Origin of the sequence: Pseudoalteromonas piratica, from assembly GCF_000788395.1 — a bacterium.
In the GTDB taxonomy this organism is placed as follows: Bacteria; Pseudomonadota; Gammaproteobacteria; order Enterobacterales; family Alteromonadaceae; genus Pseudoalteromonas; species Pseudoalteromonas piratica.
This window is the reverse complement of record NZ_CP009888.1, coordinates 761,455-778,866: the sequence shown is the minus strand read 5'-3', so window position 1 is coordinate 778,866 and position 17,412 is coordinate 761,455. Positions and strand designations below refer to the sequence as shown.

General features: G+C 39.9%; 17 protein-coding genes and 1 rRNA gene. 12 read left to right on the top strand and 6 right to left on the bottom strand.

The genetic code is table 11. From position 1 onward, the window contains the following. Positions 1 to 6: 6 nt before the first annotated feature. The 3 genes from OM33_RS03475 to cyaY are packed head-to-tail and all read right to left on the bottom strand — an operon-like array spanning position 7 to position 1,860. The gene (locus OM33_RS03475) at positions 7 to 873 is read right to left on the bottom strand and encodes a DUF2914 domain-containing protein (protein WP_038638818.1); all 867 of its coding nucleotides are present in this window, start codon (positions 871 to 873) and stop codon (positions 7 to 9) included. A gap of 9 nt (positions 874 to 882) precedes the next feature. Next, entirely contained in the window at positions 883 to 1,539 is a 657-nt protein-coding gene (locus tag OM33_RS03470; RefSeq protein ID WP_038638815.1) for an alpha/beta hydrolase, read from the bottom strand. After that, on the bottom strand, positions 1,540 to 1,860 hold the full coding sequence (cyaY, locus tag OM33_RS03465) for an iron donor protein CyaY (protein ID WP_038638811.1): 321 nt from the start codon (positions 1,858 to 1,860) through the stop codon (positions 1,540 to 1,542). A gap of 151 nt (positions 1,861 to 2,011) precedes the next feature. Here cyaY and lptM point away from each other — a divergent pair, with 151 nt between their 5' ends. The 11 genes from lptM (at position 2,012) to OM33_RS03415 (ending at position 12,684) form a co-directional block, all read left to right on the top strand. Continuing rightward, a complete protein-coding gene (lptM, locus tag OM33_RS22305) occupies positions 2,012 to 2,179 on the top strand; it encodes an LPS translocon maturation chaperone LptM (protein ID WP_081991000.1) in 168 nt (55 codons plus the stop codon). Continuing rightward, entirely contained in the window at positions 2,180 to 3,427 is a 1,248-nt protein-coding gene (gene lysA, locus OM33_RS03460; protein WP_038638808.1) for a diaminopimelate decarboxylase, read from the top strand. Between the two features lie 21 nt (positions 3,428 to 3,448). Beyond that, a complete protein-coding gene (gene dapF / locus OM33_RS03455; RefSeq protein WP_038638805.1) occupies positions 3,449 to 4,279 on the top strand; it encodes a diaminopimelate epimerase in 831 nt (276 codons plus the stop codon). Further along, a complete protein-coding gene (locus OM33_RS03450; RefSeq protein ID WP_038638802.1) occupies positions 4,276 to 4,887 on the top strand; it encodes a DUF484 family protein in 612 nt (203 codons plus the stop codon). Before dapF ends, OM33_RS03450 begins: the two co-directional genes overlap by 4 nt. Then, positions 4,884 to 5,801, top strand: a complete 918-nt coding sequence (gene xerC / locus OM33_RS03445) for a tyrosine recombinase XerC (RefSeq protein ID WP_038638800.1) — start codon at positions 4,884 to 4,886, stop codon at positions 5,799 to 5,801. Before OM33_RS03450 ends, xerC begins: the two co-directional genes overlap by 4 nt. Before the next feature lies 1 nt (position 5,802). Continuing rightward, positions 5,803 to 6,501, top strand: coding sequence for an HAD-IA family hydrolase (locus OM33_RS03440; RefSeq protein WP_038638797.1), 699 nt, complete (start codon positions 5,803 to 5,805; stop codon positions 6,499 to 6,501). 197 nt (positions 6,502 to 6,698) lie between these two features. Then, a complete protein-coding gene (locus tag OM33_RS03435; protein ID WP_038638794.1) occupies positions 6,699 to 7,010 on the top strand; it encodes a hypothetical protein in 312 nt (103 codons plus the stop codon). A gap of 12 nt (positions 7,011 to 7,022) precedes the next feature. Beyond that, a complete protein-coding gene (locus tag OM33_RS03430) occupies positions 7,023 to 7,262 on the top strand; it encodes a hypothetical protein (protein ID WP_038638791.1) in 240 nt (79 codons plus the stop codon). A gap of 114 nt (positions 7,263 to 7,376) precedes the next feature. Next, positions 7,377 to 9,548, top strand: a complete 2,172-nt coding sequence (uvrD, locus tag OM33_RS03425) for a DNA helicase II (protein ID WP_038638787.1) — start codon at positions 7,377 to 7,379, stop codon at positions 9,546 to 9,548. Positions 9,549 to 9,551: 3 nt separating this feature from the next. After that, a complete protein-coding gene (locus OM33_RS03420) occupies positions 9,552 to 11,597 on the top strand; it encodes a GNAT family N-acetyltransferase (protein WP_038638784.1) in 2,046 nt (681 codons plus the stop codon). Positions 11,598 to 11,661: 64 nt separating this feature from the next. Next, positions 11,662 to 12,684, top strand: a complete 1,023-nt coding sequence (locus OM33_RS03415; protein WP_267884430.1) for an ABC transporter substrate-binding protein — start codon at positions 11,662 to 11,664, stop codon at positions 12,682 to 12,684. Here the strand turns inward: OM33_RS03415 and OM33_RS03410 are convergent. Continuing rightward, positions 12,671 to 13,831, bottom strand: coding sequence for a hypothetical protein (locus OM33_RS03410; protein WP_038638782.1), 1,161 nt, complete (start codon positions 13,829 to 13,831; stop codon positions 12,671 to 12,673). The genes OM33_RS03415 and OM33_RS03410 overlap by 14 nt on opposite strands. Before the next feature lie 115 nt (positions 13,832 to 13,946). On the opposite strand from OM33_RS03410, the gene OM33_RS03405 reads away from it, so the two are divergent. Then, positions 13,947 to 14,765 carry a CZB domain-containing protein gene (locus tag OM33_RS03405; RefSeq protein WP_038638780.1) on the top strand — a complete coding sequence of 273 codons (819 nt, stop codon included), beginning with the start codon at positions 13,947 to 13,949 and terminating at the stop codon, positions 14,763 to 14,765. A 189-nt stretch (positions 14,766 to 14,954) separates the two neighbouring features. Here the strand turns inward: OM33_RS03405 and OM33_RS21965 are convergent, their stop codons facing one another. Both OM33_RS21965 and rrf read right to left on the bottom strand, forming a co-directional pair. Further along, complete coding sequence (locus OM33_RS21965) at positions 14,955 to 17,069, bottom strand: DUF5011 domain-containing protein (RefSeq protein ID WP_199922496.1); 2,115 nt, start codon at positions 17,067 to 17,069, stop codon at positions 14,955 to 14,957. A 196-nt stretch (positions 17,070 to 17,265) separates the two neighbouring features. Further along, a 5S ribosomal RNA gene (gene rrf / locus OM33_RS03395) occupies positions 17,266 to 17,380 on the bottom strand. Positions 17,381 to 17,412 lie beyond the last annotated feature (32 nt).

Sequence of the window (17,412 nt, the reverse complement as noted above, 5' to 3'; positions counted from 1 at the left end):
GACCTTTTACTTATCAGTAATTATAAATTGCTTGCTCGCTAAGGTTTCACCCTCTGCGACTAATTCTACACGCCACATACCTAACTGCAGTGCCGCGATATTTTTTGATGAATAAGTTCGATAACGCTCAGCATAAATCGATAATTCAACATCGGCCTGTAATTGATCTTGAAAATACCATTTATGGCGCACGAGTTTGCCTTGAAGGCCGTTAACTTCGGTAAAAAAATACAGTTTTTTTGTAAAACTTGCCCGCGCAATACGCTCACCAATAATATCCACAGGCTCTCGTCCAATAATATCCCGTGACAATAATGCACGCGATACACTTTGCGTATTCATTTTTGCACCAAGTGCAATATCAGAGAGCGTTTGTTGTTCATCTGACTGTGTTATCAGCTCATTTGCTGAAGCGCTAGGTTCAAGCTTTTCTGTATTAGGTGAATCAATAATATCAACTAAATCGCTTTGCTCATGTTGCTCATTCACGCTTGGTAATTCAGGGTCATTTTGCGCAGCTGGTAATGATTCATCACTACTTTTTGTACCTAAGCCTTTATCCGTTTTCATTAAAGAAGACTGGCTTAAAGCAACCTTTTCGGTTTCTTTAAAGGGTGATTTTTCCACTTTTGTAACGTCAGTTAGTGTTTTTGCTTTTAGCAATGCACTCTGACCTGAAGCAAGTTTCTCGGTACCAACTTCATCATTATTTGGAAACACATAAAGAGTCATAAAAAATAAAACTGACACCACTAACGATAAGGCAGCAAATATACGCGACCAATGCCACTGATACTCGACAGGCTTATCAACACCTTTTTGTTTCAATTGGCTACTGTTTAGCGTTGCAGTTATTTTTATTTTTTGACTCACTCATGCTCCCTAACTTAAGCGCGAGATTAACCAAGCGCGGATCGCTTTAATCTCTTCTAAACACACTTGGTGTGCCATTGGGTAAACCTGCCAGCTTGCATCATAACCTAGCTCGACCAAAGTTTTGTAAGCACTCTCACCTGCTGTGGTTGGCACCACATCATCGAAACTGCCATGTGCCATAAACACATTTAAATTTGCTTGCTGTTTTTCTAACGTTAGTTTAGCAGGCTCACACATATAGGTTGAAAGCGCCATAATACCCGCTAGTTGATAAGGTAAACGCGGCCCTAAATACAACGACACCACACCGCCTTGCGAAAAACCAGCCAAAATAATGTTACTTGGTTCTATACCATTGGCAATCTCAGCATCGATTATTTGCTTTACTGCCGCAGCAGATTGTTGCACACCTTGCTCATCGGCGCGTTTATCTAGATCAAGGGATTTGATGTCGTACCAAGAACGCATCGCCATGCCACCATTTATGGTGACCGGTTGAATAGGTGCATGAGGGAAGATAAACTTAACACCTAGCTCTGACGGTAAATTAATTTCAGGTACAATTGGTGCAAACCCTTCGCCTGAATCACCTAAACCATGCAACCAAATAACGGTAGCTTTGTGACTTGATTGCGGGTCAATTACAATAGCATCTAAGCTCATTTATTCAGCTTCCCACACGATATTTGTGCCCGCTTGTTTGCTTGCAGCATCATTCATAAATTGCCAAAATTCAGCACCGCTGCGGTTATCTATCCACTTGTCGCCATGGCGCTCAAAGTGGTGACCGTTAAACTTGGTTGCTACCCATAATTGGTGTAATGGCGCCTGTTTATTAAGAATAATCTTAGAACCATCTGGAAAAATAATTTCTAAAATACCCGATGCAGATTCATAGTCTAAATCAACCTCACAGGCATCAACTTGCTCTTCTAAATTGATAAATAGGTCTTCGATTAACTGATGGTATTCTTGGTCTGTCATAGGTTAATTTCCAATTTGATTTTTTGATGCCAATAAAGCATAAGAAAAAACTTCAATATCCTGCGTTTTTACGCTTTTTTCTGATAATCTCTATTCAATAATACCAACCGTGGCATTCACTTGTCAGTAATAAGTTTTATAAACGGGCGATATGGTTAAGCGTAAGAAATTAGTTTCAACATTTATCAGTGGTACTTTGCTGATGTTAGCTGGCTGCGGACAAAAAGGTCCATTATATCTTGCTGAAGAAGAGCGAGTACAAACAAATCAACAACAGCAAAAAGTGCCTGTTGAAGATACGTCTGCGGAGCAGCAATAAATGGATTATTTTAACTACAACAATGACGAACTTTACGCTGAGCAAGCCAAAGTTGCAGACATTGCAGCGCAGTTTGGAACGCCGTGTTATGTATATTCACGTGCAACATTAGAGCGACACTACAAAGCATTTTGCGATGCCGCGAGTCACCATAATCACCTTGTTTGCTATGCTGTTAAAGCCAACTCAAACCTCGCTATTTTAAATACCTTGGCACGCTTGGGATCAGGTTTTGATATTGTGTCAAAAGGAGAGCTTGCACGTGTAATTAAAGCTGGGGGCGATACGAGCAAAGTGGTGTTCTCTGGTGTTGCGAAAACACATGATGAAATAGCTTTCGCCCTTGAACATAAAATTAAGTGTTTTAATGTTGAATCAGAAGCGGAACTTGAACGTATTTCGCACGTTGCGAGTGAGCTTGACGTTAATGCTCCCATTTCTATTCGCGTTAACCCGGATATTGATGCCAAAACACACCCCTATATCTCAACGGGTTTGAAAGAAAACAAATTTGGTATTGATATTAAAGTTGCAGTAGATGTTTACAAAAAAGCTGCGAACTTGCCTAACCTAGATATTAAAGGCATTGATTTCCATATTGGTTCACAGTTGACTGAAGTTGAACCCTTTATTGCTGCACTTAAAAAAGTGATTGCACTGGTAAAAGAACTGGCGACTCATGGCATTAAGCTTAGTCATGTGGATGTTGGTGGTGGCTTAGGCGTACCTTATGCACAAGAAGCACCGCCTCACCCAAGTCAATATGTGAGCCAAATCACACAGTGCCTTGCTGAATTACCAAATGTTGAGCTTATTTTTGAACCTGGCCGCGCTATTGCAGCAAATGCGGGCATTTTAGTTACTCAAGTAGAGTATCTAAAACAAAACCAAGGTAAACACTTTGCAATTGTAGATGCAGGCATGAATGACTTACTGCGACCATCGCTTTATCAAGCTTGGCAAAATATTATTGCGGTAAAGCCGCGCCAAGGTAAAACCGAAAATTACGATATTGTTGGACCCGTGTGTGAAACTGGTGACTTTTTAGGTAAAGACCGCGATTTATGCATTGAAGCAGGCGATTTAATCGCTGTGCGCAGTGCAGGCGCCTATGGTTTCACTATGAGTTCAAACTATAACTCGCGTCCTCGCGTAGCTGAAATTATGGTCGACGGTGAGCAAATTCATGTCATTCGCCAACGCGAAACTATTGACGACTTATACCGAAACGAGTGTACACTGCCTTAAGCACAACCATAGTTTATAAATATGCTAGTAAATTTTTCTAAAATGCATGGCTTAGGCAATGACTTTATGGTTATTGATAATGTCACGCAAAATGTTTTTATCTCAAAAGACCAAATTCGCAAGTTAGCGGATCGTAACTTCGGTATTGGCTTTGACCAATTATTAATGGTTGAAGCGCCCTATGATCCTGACCTCGATTTTCACTACCGTATTTTTAATGCCGATGGTCATGAAGTAGAACAGTGTGGTAACGGTGCGCGCTGCTTTGCCCGTTTTGTTCGCATGAAAGGCCTGACTAACCGCCACCGCATTCAAGTGTCTACCAAAGCAGGTAATATCACGCTGCATAACGAGAAAGATGGCAAAGTACGCGTCAATATGGGTCAACCTAAGTTTGACCCAGCGAAAGTACCATTTAAAGCCACTAAGCGAGAAACAACTTACATATTACGCGAAGGCGAACACACAATCTTTTGCGGTGTAGTCTCTATGGGTAACCCCCATTGTGTGCTTGAAGTCGATGATATCGATTCAGATCAAATCACCGAACTAGGCCCGTTACTTGAGTCCCATGAGCGCTTTCCTAAAAAGGCCAATATTGGTTTTATGCAGATAATCTCGCCTGAGCATATCAAATTACGTGTGTGGGAACGTGGCGCTGGTGAAACACTTGCCTGTGGCAGTGGAGCATGTGCGGCAGTAGTGGTTGGTATAATGCAAAAGAAATTAGCTAACCAAGTGAAAGTTGAATTGCCTGGTGGCGAGCTGACAATTCAGTGGCAAGGTGAAGGTCATTCAGTAAAAATGACAGGCCCTGCCGATCATGTATTTGATGGGCAAATTGCATTATGAATGAATTAGATGAACGTCTGGTAGTCGACTACTTAACGAAAAACAGTGACTTTTTACAAAAGCACCCTGAACTACTGACACGTTTATCTATTTTTAACGAGCCCAACGGCACCACCAGCCTAGTTCGCCGACAACAAAGTTTGTTGCAAAATAAAAACCGTGAATTGACCGACAAACTATCGCACCTGATTGAGAATGCCTCAAACAACGAACATATATTTAAGGTGTTTAATCAGTGCCATCGTTTATTGCTCAAGACAAACACATTACCAGATCTGCAAGAAATGCTCGCACAAACATTGTGTAAAGGTTTTAACTTACTTGATTGCAAGCTTATTGTGTTCAACCAAGACATACACCAAACCTTACTTGATCAACGCTTTAGTCAACAACCCAGCTTTTTGGGACGCTTGAGCCAAGACGAACAAATGTTGTTATTTGAAAAAACTATTGGCTCTGCCGCTGTTTATCTTGTTGGTGAAAGTTCAAATCCATCGGCACTTTTAGCATTTGCCAGCAGCGATGAGTCTCACTATCACCCCGAGCAAAATAGCGTATTTGTTTTAGAGTTTATTCAAGCGCTTACCATTAAACTCAATCAACTATGACAGATCCACAGCCACTTAACCCAAATTGGCAACACACCTTAGATTTATTTTTGGCCTTCGCACGTAACGAAAAACATTATTCAGATGCCACCGTTGACGCATACCAGCGTCACTTAGCTACCTCAGCCCACTACTTTTCACAGTTTGTAAATAACTGGCAGGCTATTGAAGTGGAGAATGTTAAAGGATTGCTAGCCAAACTAAAAAGTCGTGACTTATCGGCCAGAACGATTAATTTGCACCTTTCTTGTTTACGCAGCTTTTACAAGTTTTTAATGAAGAAAGGGCTTGCTAAATCAAACCCTGTAGAGCTAGTAAAAGGCCCTAAATATAACAAACCACTACCCAAAAACCTCGATGTAGATCAAGTCAGTCAGTTGCTTGAAATTGTGCCTGAAGACACACTGGCAATTCGCGATAAAGCCATGATGGAATTAATGTATTCCTCGGGGCTGCGTTTATCTGAACTAGCCAGTCTAAATTTAAATGACAAACAGGCGATCTTTAACGGCCTCTTAACCGTAACAGGTAAGGGAAGCAAAGATCGGGTTATTCCCGTGGGGCGCAAAGCTATTGCAGCGGTCAAAGAGTGGCTGAAAGTACGCGCAGAGTTTGCCAACCCCGACGAAATTGCACTCTTTACTAGCAAGCAGAAACGTCGCCTTTCGATTCGCCAAATTCGAGCACGCATGAAAAAGTGGGGTATTGAACAAGGCTTAAGTGCTAATGTGCATCCGCATAAATTACGTCACAGTTTTGCATCCCATATTTTAGAGTCGAGCGGTGATTTACGTGCAGTACAAGAGTTACTTGGTCATAGTAATTTATCAACTACTCAAGTATACACACACTTAGATTTTCAACACCTAGCTAAGGTGTATGACAACACACATCCAAGGGCTAAAAAGAAGTAATATGATGCGATTTAACCGAGCGATTTCTACCGTAAAAGTGATTAGTTTTGATTTGGACGACACCCTTTACGACAATCGCCCTATCATAAAAAATGCGATTAAAGCACAACAAGATTACCTTGCAGCAATCCCTGAGTGGGCAGCACAAAGCGGTGATTTTTGGCGCACTTGCCGAAACGGTTATGCACAAGAACACCCTGAAATTATCAATGATGTAACTTTATGGCGTAAAAAAGCGTTACTTTGGGGTTTAGAAAAACTAAAGGTTGAAAATGCGGCATTGCATGCAGAGCAAGCCTATAACGCATTTGCCAAAGCGCGTAGTAATATTGAGGTCGCACCTGAGGTAATTGATTTACTAAAAGCACTTCGTAAAAAATACAAAGTGATTGCTATTACCAATGGTAATGTCGATGTAAGTCAATTTAACCTAAAAGACAGCTTTGATTTAGTATTACAAGCAGGGCCTCATGGCAAAGCCAAACCAGCAAGCGATATGTTCGATTTAGCCTGCCAGCAATTAGGTGTAAACCTCAACGAGATTTTGCATGTGGGTGATAGCCTTGATTCAGATGTGCAAGGCGCGAATAATGCTGGCTGCTATAGCGTTTGGCTAGAAAATGCTTTTGTACCTTACCGATATAATGGATTAGCACACCTCGATATATCTGACATTTTTGATCTAAGAAATTTTCTCTAAGCTGTGGTTTAAATACCAAACAAGCTGCTGCACCAAAAGTATTTAAGCACTGTACAATCTAATCACGATAAGCTGTGAGGAAAATATTGCTTCCTTACAGCACGTTAAATTACCACTCATCACTTTGTCTAACTCATTTTCAAATACTTCAGTACATTAGCCAACAATGAAAGTAGTTCAATTAGGTAAACGACACTATGTACTCAGAATGGAAGTTTCAATTAGCGCAACACGAAATTCGCATTACAAACAATTGGTTAACAGGGTTGAAATTATACGTTGATGGAAAGCTAAAAGGTAAAAATAGATTTCCAATTGCGCTCGGTACCCACACATTTATAAAAACCGAGCTCGAAAATTTAGGCACTTTAGAGGTTATTCCATTTGCGCTGTTTACTGTAGAGGTATCTGTAAAATTAACTACAGAAACTGAAAGCCTGCTTGTTTACTCTTCCCACGAACGTTTATCGCTAAATACGCAGCGTTATATTAATCAATTAAATAGCTAAAGGATTTAGTCAATGGATACATTGCTGTACTTAGTGGGTTTTGGACTGTTGTTTTTCTTTATTTTTGGTAGCGAAACGCTGATTTCAATTTATCGAGAAAAACAACAAATGCAACATATTGAAAATATCATTGCCACCTTACCTGAAAATGATCGGGTACAATTCGCTAGAGAATATCTAGATGAGCGTGCAACACAACTTAAAAAAACAGAAAACCCTTTTTATGGCTTCGAATCGGAATACGAAAAGTAACTTAATAGCCTAAACTCCGTTTAGATAAAACCCTGTTTATAAAAACAGTATTCTATTTGGTATTAAATCAACTCCTGTTATACTTTTGCCAATTTTGGTAAAGAGTTAACTTCGATGGACGTTTCTGAATTATTAGATGGTTTAAATGACAATCAACGCGAAGCCGTTGCCGCCCCGCTACAAAATATGCTGGTGCTAGCGGGCGCAGGTTCAGGTAAAACCCGCGTACTTGTCCATCGAATTGCTTGGTTAATGCAAGTTGAGCATGCCTCACCTTACAGTATTTTTGCGGTAACCTTTACCAACAAAGCAGCCAAAGAAATGCGTAGCCGTGTTGAAGCAACGCTTAAGGCGTCTGTTGGCGGCATGTGGATTGGCACTTTCCACGGCTTATCCCACCGTATCCTTCGCGCCCATCATAAAGAAGCAAACCTGCCAGAATCATTTCAAATTCTCGACACTGACGATCAGGTTAGGATGATCCGTCGCTTAATGAAAGCAATGAATATTGACGAGAAGAAATGGCCGGCCAAACAAGCGGCTTGGTATATTGGCGCTAAAAAAGACGAAGGTTTACGCCCTAAACATATTCAAGCGTTTGACCCTAATGAACAAATGATGCTACGTATTTACACCGCTTACCAAGAAGCATGTGACCGTGCAGGTTTAGTTGATTTTGCCGAAATTTTACTGCGTTGTTTTGAATTATTACGTGACCAGCCAACTTTACTTCGTCACTACCAACAGCGTTTTCCGCATATGCTGGTAGACGAATTCCAAGATACCAACACCATTCAATATCAATGGTTAAAGCTAATTGCTGGCAAAAGCAACAAGATCATGATTGTCGGGGATGATGACCAAAGTATTTATGGTTGGCGTGGCGCGCGTATCGAGAATATTAAACAGTTTATTAGTGATTTTGATGCACAAACTATTCGCTTAGAACAAAATTATCGCTCAACAGGTAATATTCTAAAGGCGGCAAACCATTTAATCGCCAATAACTCCGAGCGTATGGGTAAAGAGCTGTGGACTGACGGCAATCAAGGTGAACAAATTGGTGTTTATGCCGCTTATAACGAACTTGACGAAGCCCGTTTTATTGTTAGTAAAATTAAGGCCTGGTTTGAACAAGGTAATGCTCTGCAAGACTGCGCCATTTTATACCGCAACAACGCCCAGTCGCGTGTACTGGAATCTGAATTAAATATTCAATCACCGCGAATCCCTTACCGAATTTACGGCGGTATGCGCTTCTTCGAACGTCAAGAAATCAAAGATGCCTTATGCTACTTACGCATTGTAAATAACCGCAATGATGACGCGGCATTTGAGCGAATTATTAATACCCCAACGCGCGGCATTGGCGATCGTACTTTAAGTCTTATTCGTGATTGCGCACGTAGCGAATCATTACCACTTTGGTACGCAGCAAAAACCTTACTTGCAGAAAAGCATTTAGCCGGGCGCGCTGCCAATGCGGTTAATTCATTTATTGAACTGATCGACCAGATTGAAGATAACATTCTCGATAAATCGTTAGATAAACAAACCAAATACGCCATTCAAACATCAGGCCTAATGGCGATGTATATGGCAGAAAAAGGTGAAAAAGGCCAAGCTCGCGTAGAAAACTTAGAAGAATTAATTAACGCGACTAGCCAATACGAATTGCCAGATGAAGAAGAGTTTAGCTCACCGCTTGATGGCTTTTTAGCGTATACCGCACTTGAGTCAGGTGAGGGGCAAGCAGACGAACATGAAGATGCAGTACAAATGATGACACTGCACTCAGCCAAAGGCTTAGAGTTCCCATTGGTGTTTATGGCAGGCGTTGAAGAGGGTATGTTCCCATCCCAACAAAGCCAAGAAGAAACCGGCCGTTTAGAAGAAGAACGTCGCCTGTGTTATGTAGGCATGACACGTGCCATGCAAAAGCTTTATATTTGTCACGCGGAAAGCCGCCGTTTATACGGGCAAGAAAAGTTTCACAGTCCGTCACGCTTTATTCGCGAATTACCGGAAGATTGCTTGGATGAAATTCGTGTTAAAACACAAATTACTAAGCCTAAAACCACAGGCCGTTTTAGCAATACCATCAGCTTAGAAACCTTTAACGATACTGGCTTTAAACTCGGCCAGCGCGTAATGCACGGCAAGTTTGGTGAAGGTACGGTGCTAAACTATGAAGGCACGGGCCCACAGGCGCGTATTCAAGTTAACTTTGATGATCATGGTACTAAGTGGCTAGTGACCATGTATGCGAAATTACAAGCGATGTAAATTATGCTCACTAACACCTGGCTCAACCAATTACACAAGTCGCTGCTAACGAGCAAACATCGTCAGTTATTGGTTTTGTCAGGGAGTGAGAATTGGTGTTGGCTACAAATTGATACCTTAAAAACGGTTTACCCCGACATATTAACCCTGAGTAATCACCCCTCAGTAAATTTTTGGCCCGAGCATAATCACCAGTTATTAGGGCAAGAATACAACACAGTGGTGTTTGACGTAAATTCAGGGCTAATGCCAGACAAGCTAGCAACTGTGGCTGGTACGATAAAAGCAGGTGGCCTACTCGTGCTGCTAATGCCAAGCTTTGAACGTTACGCCAAGCACACGGATCCCGCGTTTGCTCGTTTTCAAAGTGCCAACAAGCCACACAAGCCTGTTTCACTTTTTCAAACTCGGTTAATTTCGCATCTTAAGAACGACGAGCACACTCTAATTGTTTCAGAGCAAAATGCACTGCCAGCAATCCCAATGCACGCTGCAACTGAGAGTTCTCAGTATCAACAACAGCAAGAGTTAGTGGCTGATTTAACCAAATTTATCACTAAGCGCCGCGCTACGTTTTTACTAACCGCAGATAGAGGCAGAGGAAAATCAGCAGCTCTCGGCATGCTTGCCGCAAATTATGTTTTACAAGGTAAACGCGTAGCAATTTGTGCCCATCACAAGCAAACTGTAGCCTCTGTATTTAAACACTTTGACCAATTAATTGAGAGTGATGTAAAGCTCGATTTTATTGCTCCTGATGCATTACTAAACCAAGCTACACACTACGACTTGGTATTAATTGATGAAGCAGCAACCTTACCAGTAAGCCTATTAAAAAAAGCGCTCGATTTACCGATAAAGCTTGGTTTTGCAACAACACTTCATGGCTATGAAGGCACTGGTAGAGGGTTTAATTTACGCTTCATTCCTTATTTAAAGGCAACTCGAAGTCATTGTGTTATTCGTGAATTATCGGATCCTGTCCGCTATAACAATAACGACCCGCTCGAAAATACCATTAACCAATTATTAGTACTTGATGCTGACTTTGAGCAACCAAATCTAACTCAACTGGACGACATTGTGTTTTACGCGCTTACACAACAACAACTGGCAGACGATAACGCAATACTTAAACAAGTATTTGCTATTCTAGTGATGGCGCACTACCAAACTAGCGTAAATGACTTACGACATATGCTTGATGGTAATAACCTGAAGGTGTTTATTGCTGAACAAAATGGTGTGTTATTAGCGGCAGCATTAGTTGCATTAGAAGGTGAAATAACCGATCCGTTAGCATCACAAATTATCGCTGGGGAACGCCGCCCTCAAGGCAATATGTTGGCACAATCGATCGCAACATTGCATGGCGAAAAACGTTTACTAGCAAAGCGTTATGCGCGTATTGTGCGCATCGCCGTAAACCCACATTATCAAGGTAAAAAAGTTGGGTCTTGCTTACTGGAGTATGTCGAGTCATCACTACAACACGAAATCGACTTTCTAGGCGCAAGTTTTGGTGCAGAAAGCAAGCTTTGTCAATTTTGGTTTAAGCAGGATTACCGCATTTTAAAGCTCGGTGCTAAACGTGATAAATCCAGTGGTGAACACTCGTGTTTAGTGCTAAAAGTAACAAACCATCAACCTCAAATAGAAACTGTGTTATTACATTTTCGCCATCAGTTCTTTTTTGAGCTGAGTCGTTCTTTTAAACACATTTCGTCTGATTTAGTGATTACCATTTTGTCGAACTTACAACCTTCGGCTAACAAGATAGACTACTCTCACGCGATAGTATTACGCTTTAGCAAAGGTGAAATTAATATTGACCAAACACGCTTCGCCTTTTTTGAGCAAGTTTGTCACAAACCTTGGCTATTATCTCGCTTAGAAAAAGTTTCTAGAAAGTTAATAATTAAGCTAATATTACAAGACAAAGCTGATGCAGAAGTAATTGAAGCTCTTGCATTAACTGGGAAAAAGCAACTTAACAAAATGCTTAAACAAGCAGCCCAAGAATGGTGTAGCCACTATCTTAATATTTAAATTAATCATATTTATCTGCTGTATTCCTTTTTTTGTATTTGCAACACAGCAACCCCCGATCAAGTTGGGTATGTCCGCAGCGTTTAGTGGACCATCAGCTGAATTAGGAGTGCAATTAGAACAAGGCGCTCGTGTTTTTTTCAATCAAGTAAATTCTTCAGGCGGAATTAATGGTCGATTAGTAGAGCTTTTAATTCGTGATGACCAGTATGAACCTCACTTAACGGTTATCAACACCCGCCACTTTATTAATACCGACCAAGTTGATGCCCTTTTTTCTTATGTTGGTACACCAACATCCAATGCCATTCAGCCCATTATTGATGCTCATAAAATCCCTTATATAACCCCTTTTACCGGGGCAGAATTGTTACGAAATAAAAATCACATCTTTAATTTACGGGCAAGCTATAACGATGAGGCAAAAGTACAAATTGACTACTTAGTACAACAGAAAGGCATCACAAAAATTGCATTTCTGATACAAGCCGATGAGTTTGGTTTATCCGTTCAAAATGGCTTAGAAAAAGCGATGCAACCTTATGCTTTAAAACCATTAGAAATTGCACGGTTTAAGCGTAATACGCAAGATATCAAAGAAGCATTAAAGCGATTAAAAGCCAGTGGCGCTGAAGCAATCTGCTTAGTGGGTACTTATGAACCATTAGCACACTTTATTAATTTAGCCGCCAAACAAGAATTTACCCCTCAATTTACCTCTGTCTCTTTTGTTTCCAGTGAACAGCTATTTTCCAGAATAAAACAACCAAGTGATGTGCTTGTTACTGAAGTGATGCCGACAGCAAATCGCTGTGAAGAAGGTTGGTGTAAACGATTTTTGAAGATGATGAAGTCAGCCGAAATAGCTCAACCAACACGGGTTCATCTTGAAGGGTATGCCAACGCATATGTATTTTATAAGGCTGCTAAAAGTTGTATAAACCTGACCAGCGAATGTCTTTTAAACGCCTTGAAAGCGGAAAAGGTAAAGCTCGATAAAGCAAAGAGAAACTATGTTGATGTAACCGAAAAAGTTAAAAACAATACAGTTTTCTTAAATCATTTTAAATATGCTAAAGCGACCTAATTGCTTGCTTTAGCATTTCTTCAATCTGGTTAACAATCGCTTTATTGGTTTTATCATCGAACTCTTTAATCCGTGGAGTATGAATATGACCAGTTGGAACTTGCGTGCCAAGTTGGTTTTGAAGGCGGATGCTGCGATAAGAAATCTCATTTGACAGATACCCTCCGCCACCACCAGAAACCGCTGTTAGCCCATCTAATTCAGAGAGTAATTTAGGCTGTAATTCGCCTTTTTCCAAAGTAACGACTCTCAAATTATCGATTACTTGATACTTACCTTTCGCTTTTTGCATTGCAGTAACAGGTAAACTAAATTCGACAAACTCATCGCCTGACAGTGTTTCCCCAGCCAACTTTGAAATAATAGGTGCTTCTTTTGTTCCACCCGAAAGCACATTTAAATTATCAGGTGCTTTAACACTGCGTCTCTTGCCAGGAAAACGTTCAAGGTCAAAGTGCTCTCTGCCCATAGAAATAGTTGACACTAAATCCACCTGACCACCTAAATAAATTGGTGCAAGAAGCGATTCAATCTCACCATTATCAAAGTCTTCATAACGTACAGGTACAATTACCGCATTGATTTCAGCCTTAATACCATTGAATTCAATTACTTTGCCATCTAAGTTAAGCACCGCTAGCCCTGATGGATTACTTTGTCCAATATTCTTATCAAGCAGGAATGGGTCAAAACCTGTCAAAAATATTTGCTTCGCTGTGTTATGGCGATAGTCGATATCATCATAACCTCTAGAAGCCGTTTCAAATACTTCTAACAACAACTCTAATTCAGATTGAGAAAATACTAAAGGCTGCGCTTTTATCGCTGTCTTAGTTGCTAAACGCTGCCAATATAGAGGCCTATCATCATATCGCTTATTACTTTTTACTTGAGACTTTATCTTTAACCATAAGTCATTACCTGTGCGGTGTAACAATTGTTTTGCTTGCTCAAAGTCTTTTACCGCTGACCACTTTTTAGCGAATAAAGATAATGCATCTTTATTTACTAGTGTTGCATCATACTTATAGATTTTATCGAGTCTTAGTTCTTCTACAGTTGGATTAGTTGCTAATTGATTTCCATATGTATTTGCACTTAAAAACAATGCTAGACTAGCCATAAGTAGCGACGATTTATTTTTCATTACAATACTATCTTTTAATATAATAATCGGTAAGTTAGCTACTTATCATACGTGCATTTTTGACAAGCTCAACTATGCTCTATTTAATATATCTGAAAGCTCGGAAAGAAATGTAATGGACTTTATCAATTTTAAAGTTGGCTCAAAAACAATTGCTTTAAAAATCCTCGATATTCTACTCACTGAAAGATACGAAAATAACTTAACTGAGTTACCTAATGAGAATAAAAGCTTTATCGGTGTAAAGGATTATCTAGGTACACCTACACCAATTTTTGATCTTGGTATTGTGCTTAATAACCAATCAACCCATGTTGCTAATCAGGCGCTGTCTGATTTACTGATTGCCAAAGAAAAAGATCATCAAGATTGGCTTGATGCATTAGAGAATAGCTTAACCAATAGTGTGCCTTTCGAAAAAGCTAAAGATCCAGATAAATGTGCCTTTGGCACGTGGTACAACAATTTTAAAACTGATAACGATGAACTAAGAGTTATCTTAAAGAAATTTGATCAACCTCATCGCGAACTTCATGCAATGGCTGATGAATTGCTCACAATTAATCAAAACGATTCATCAGGTGAAGCCCTTGCTCTATTTCATGAGAAGAAGCGCAAAATATTTACCGTGCTTGTTAGGCTCTTTCAGACAGCAAGAGAACAAATCACATTAGACTATAAGCCGATTATAATCTTTACTACCAAAGACGGTAAAACACCACATATTGGCTTATTAGTTGATAAAGTGGAAGACTCGTTAACAGTTAACAAGGATGATATTAAACCGTTAGAGCAGCTAACTTCTGTTGGCTTTGATATCGACCCACAAACTCGCCATATGATGAAAGGGCTTATCAATATGGATAATAAACACAGTATTATCATTGATCCAAAAGTCATTTTCTCACCGCAGCAACAAGCTGAAACAGCCTAATTTATCTATATTTAATTCAATAGCCCTCCCCAAGAGGGCTTTTTATTTAAGAGTAAATAAATTCGGAGAGTTAAATCACACTTCTATAGCTAACATGGTTATTAGAGTAATGAATTTGACTAATCTAGAACGCAAAAAGCCCGCTCATAGAGCGGGCTTTGATGTTCGAGTTAAGATTATATGACCAAACTACAAATTTATAAATTGATTCGTAGTTTCATCAAGATACCAAAGACCATTTGCGCTAACAAACAACTTTCCATTAGCAAGAGTAAAATCTATACCGTAATGGCGAAAAGGTACTGGTAGTTCGATTGATTCTACTGTTAAACTTTTTGTATCAATATAAACCAAAGTTTTAGGATTCTCAGAGGTTGAAATATTCTTATTATTTAAAACATAATAAATACGTGATTCACTGCTTATAATGTGCCTAAGGTCATAATTTTCGTAATCAATGAGCGAATTATCTACCATTTTCTTAAACCTTTTAGTTGCCAAGTCAAGACTATAGTAAGATTTCGTTTCTCGATTCCTGTTATCTATGATGGCAAAAATTTTGTTTTGCTTATTGGATATATAGCTAGTGTTGGCATATTGTGGTTCTTGGTAGTCAATTTTTTCCACTTCATGCAGTATTTTGTTTGCGTAATCGTAAAAAAGTACCTCTTCGACGCCCTCTACTGAGATAAAAAAGCCAGAATCAATAGCCTCAAATTGGTTTGACTGAGATTGATACAAAATTTGATGAGTGTTTGAGTTGAGATTGCTTGCCCATATTTGACTTTCAAATATATCAAAATCTACTTGATAATAGAGTATGTCATTATGCTTTGAGATTAAGTTTATAGATGACCACTGCCCTGCAGGGTTCATAAATTTATTTATAAGTGAGATTCCTTGGCTATCTTTTTTATATAATTCAATATTTTTTGTTGATGCATTGATATTATAGAACAAGGCTAAACTTTCATTGGAAGTGATGAAAAAAGGATTTTGCATTGAATCCAAGTTAAATGATTCTGTAAAAGATCTATCATCGATAAAGCTGTAGTACATCCGACCTGATTGATCATAATCGATTCTGTTTCGCTCGACTAAAAACTGATTATCTAGATATGAGGCAATCCTAGCATGAAAAGTAGCAGCATAAAGTTCATCATCTGCAACGTAATTAGCATTTTTTTTGACAGGATCAATAACCCAAAGCTGAGCAACGGTATTATCTTGTGGTGTTCTAGAGCATGCAAGGTACTTATTTTGGACCTGGTAAACACGACATTCATTACTAAACTCATTAGCTCTTGGTAATTCTGATGAGTCGAGCATTTGGTAAATTAAATTTGTGCTTAGGTCGATATAGTAAATTATTGTTTTATCTTCAGATAATAGGAATAGTTTGTTTTCAATTATACCTACAAAGCTTGATATTTCATTAAAGTCTTCGATAGCAACTCCGCTTCCATCGGTGGAATCGACGACCGAGACAACTCGAGTCGCCGTTGCTGTATTGCCGGCTTTGTCACTAGCGGTATAAGTTAATATATAGGTCCTCACCGTCATAGTATCGACCGTGCCGGAGACGACCACATCAATATCCCCATCAAGTTTATCATTGGCGTTGGCACCTAGCTCTTCATATGCAGAACCCCCTTCAAGGGTTATCTCAGCGTCGCCGTTTAAGGTAATAGTCGGTGGAGTGGTATCGACGACCGAGACTGTTCGAGTTGACGTTGCTGTATTACCGGTTTTGTCACTAGCGGAATAAGTTAATGTATAGGTGCCCACCATCATGGTATTGACCGTACCGGAGACGATCACATCAATATCCCCATCATGATTATCGTTGGCGCTAGCACCTAGCTCTTCATATGAAGAACCCCCTTCAAGGGTTATCTCAGCATCGCCATCTAAGATAATAGTCGGTGGCGTGGTATCCACAACCAATACTTTTCGCGTGCTGGTCGCTGTGTTCCCAGCTTTGTCGGTGGCGGTATAGATGATTGTATATTCACCAAGTACAAAGGCATTCACCATCCCTTCAGTGATAACATCGACTTGTCCATCGACCAAATCGGTAGCTGTTGCCCCAAGCTCTGTGTAGTCACTACCCACTTCAATCGTTAGTTCTGCATCACCATTCAATGAAATGGTCGGTGGCGTGGTATCTTGAACAGGCTGAGGAGTGCCCTTGTTTGAAGTAGAACCTGAACCGCCACAAGCGGCCAATAAGGAAAAAGAAAATGCCAATAGCAGCAATCGAAGCATGCGAGTATCATCCCTAATAAATTGAATTGATTCCAAAAATTAATTATCCAAAATTGCGTCCTTGATGTAAACGCAATTTATATACAATTCAAGTTACCTAGTACGATGTTAATGCATAAAGAATGAAATCTTGCAAATAAACTGCACTGTTCTGATAGTGTTAAACTCAAACACCAAAGCGCACTAAAAGCAAAAAGCCCGCTCATTGAGCGGGCTTTTTACTTAATTAGGAGCTTGGCGATGTTCTACTTTCACATGGGCGAACCCACACTATCATCGACGCTGTTTCGTTTCACTTCTGAGTTCGGCATGGGGTCAGGTGGTTCCAAAACGCTATAGTCACCAAGCAAATCTGGTTGACTTAAGAGCTTGTCTTAAA

What these genes read in the sequence shown, in the direction of transcription:
- OM33_RS03470 (WP_038638815.1), bottom strand. Translation starts at nt 1,539, where the DNA reads ATGAGCTTAGATGCTATTGTAATTGACCCGCAATCAAGTCACAAAGCT.
- cyaY (WP_038638811.1), bottom strand. Translation starts at nt 1,860, where the DNA reads ATGACAGACCAAGAATACCATCAGTTAATCGAAGACCTATTTATCAAT.
- lptM (WP_081991000.1), top strand. Translation starts at nt 2,012, where the DNA reads ATGGTTAAGCGTAAGAAATTAGTTTCAACATTTATCAGTGGTACTTTG.
- lysA (WP_038638808.1), top strand. Translation starts at nt 2,180, where the DNA reads ATGGATTATTTTAACTACAACAATGACGAACTTTACGCTGAGCAAGCC.
- dapF (WP_038638805.1), top strand. Translation starts at nt 3,449, where the DNA reads ATGCTAGTAAATTTTTCTAAAATGCATGGCTTAGGCAATGACTTTATG.
- OM33_RS03450 (WP_038638802.1), top strand. Translation starts at nt 4,276, where the DNA reads ATGAATGAATTAGATGAACGTCTGGTAGTCGACTACTTAACGAAAAAC.
- xerC (WP_038638800.1), top strand. Translation starts at nt 4,884, where the DNA reads ATGACAGATCCACAGCCACTTAACCCAAATTGGCAACACACCTTAGAT.
- OM33_RS03440 (WP_038638797.1), top strand. Translation starts at nt 5,803, where the DNA reads ATGATGCGATTTAACCGAGCGATTTCTACCGTAAAAGTGATTAGTTTT.
- OM33_RS03435 (WP_038638794.1), top strand. Translation starts at nt 6,699, where the DNA reads ATGTACTCAGAATGGAAGTTTCAATTAGCGCAACACGAAATTCGCATT.
- OM33_RS03430 (WP_038638791.1), top strand. Translation starts at nt 7,023, where the DNA reads ATGGATACATTGCTGTACTTAGTGGGTTTTGGACTGTTGTTTTTCTTT.
- uvrD (WP_038638787.1), top strand. Translation starts at nt 7,377, where the DNA reads ATGGACGTTTCTGAATTATTAGATGGTTTAAATGACAATCAACGCGAA.
- OM33_RS03420 (WP_038638784.1), top strand. Translation starts at nt 9,552, where the DNA reads ATGCTCACTAACACCTGGCTCAACCAATTACACAAGTCGCTGCTAACG.
- OM33_RS03410 (WP_038638782.1), bottom strand. Translation starts at nt 13,831, where the DNA reads ATGAAAAATAAATCGTCGCTACTTATGGCTAGTCTAGCATTGTTTTTA.
- OM33_RS03405 (WP_038638780.1), top strand. Translation starts at nt 13,947, where the DNA reads ATGGACTTTATCAATTTTAAAGTTGGCTCAAAAACAATTGCTTTAAAA.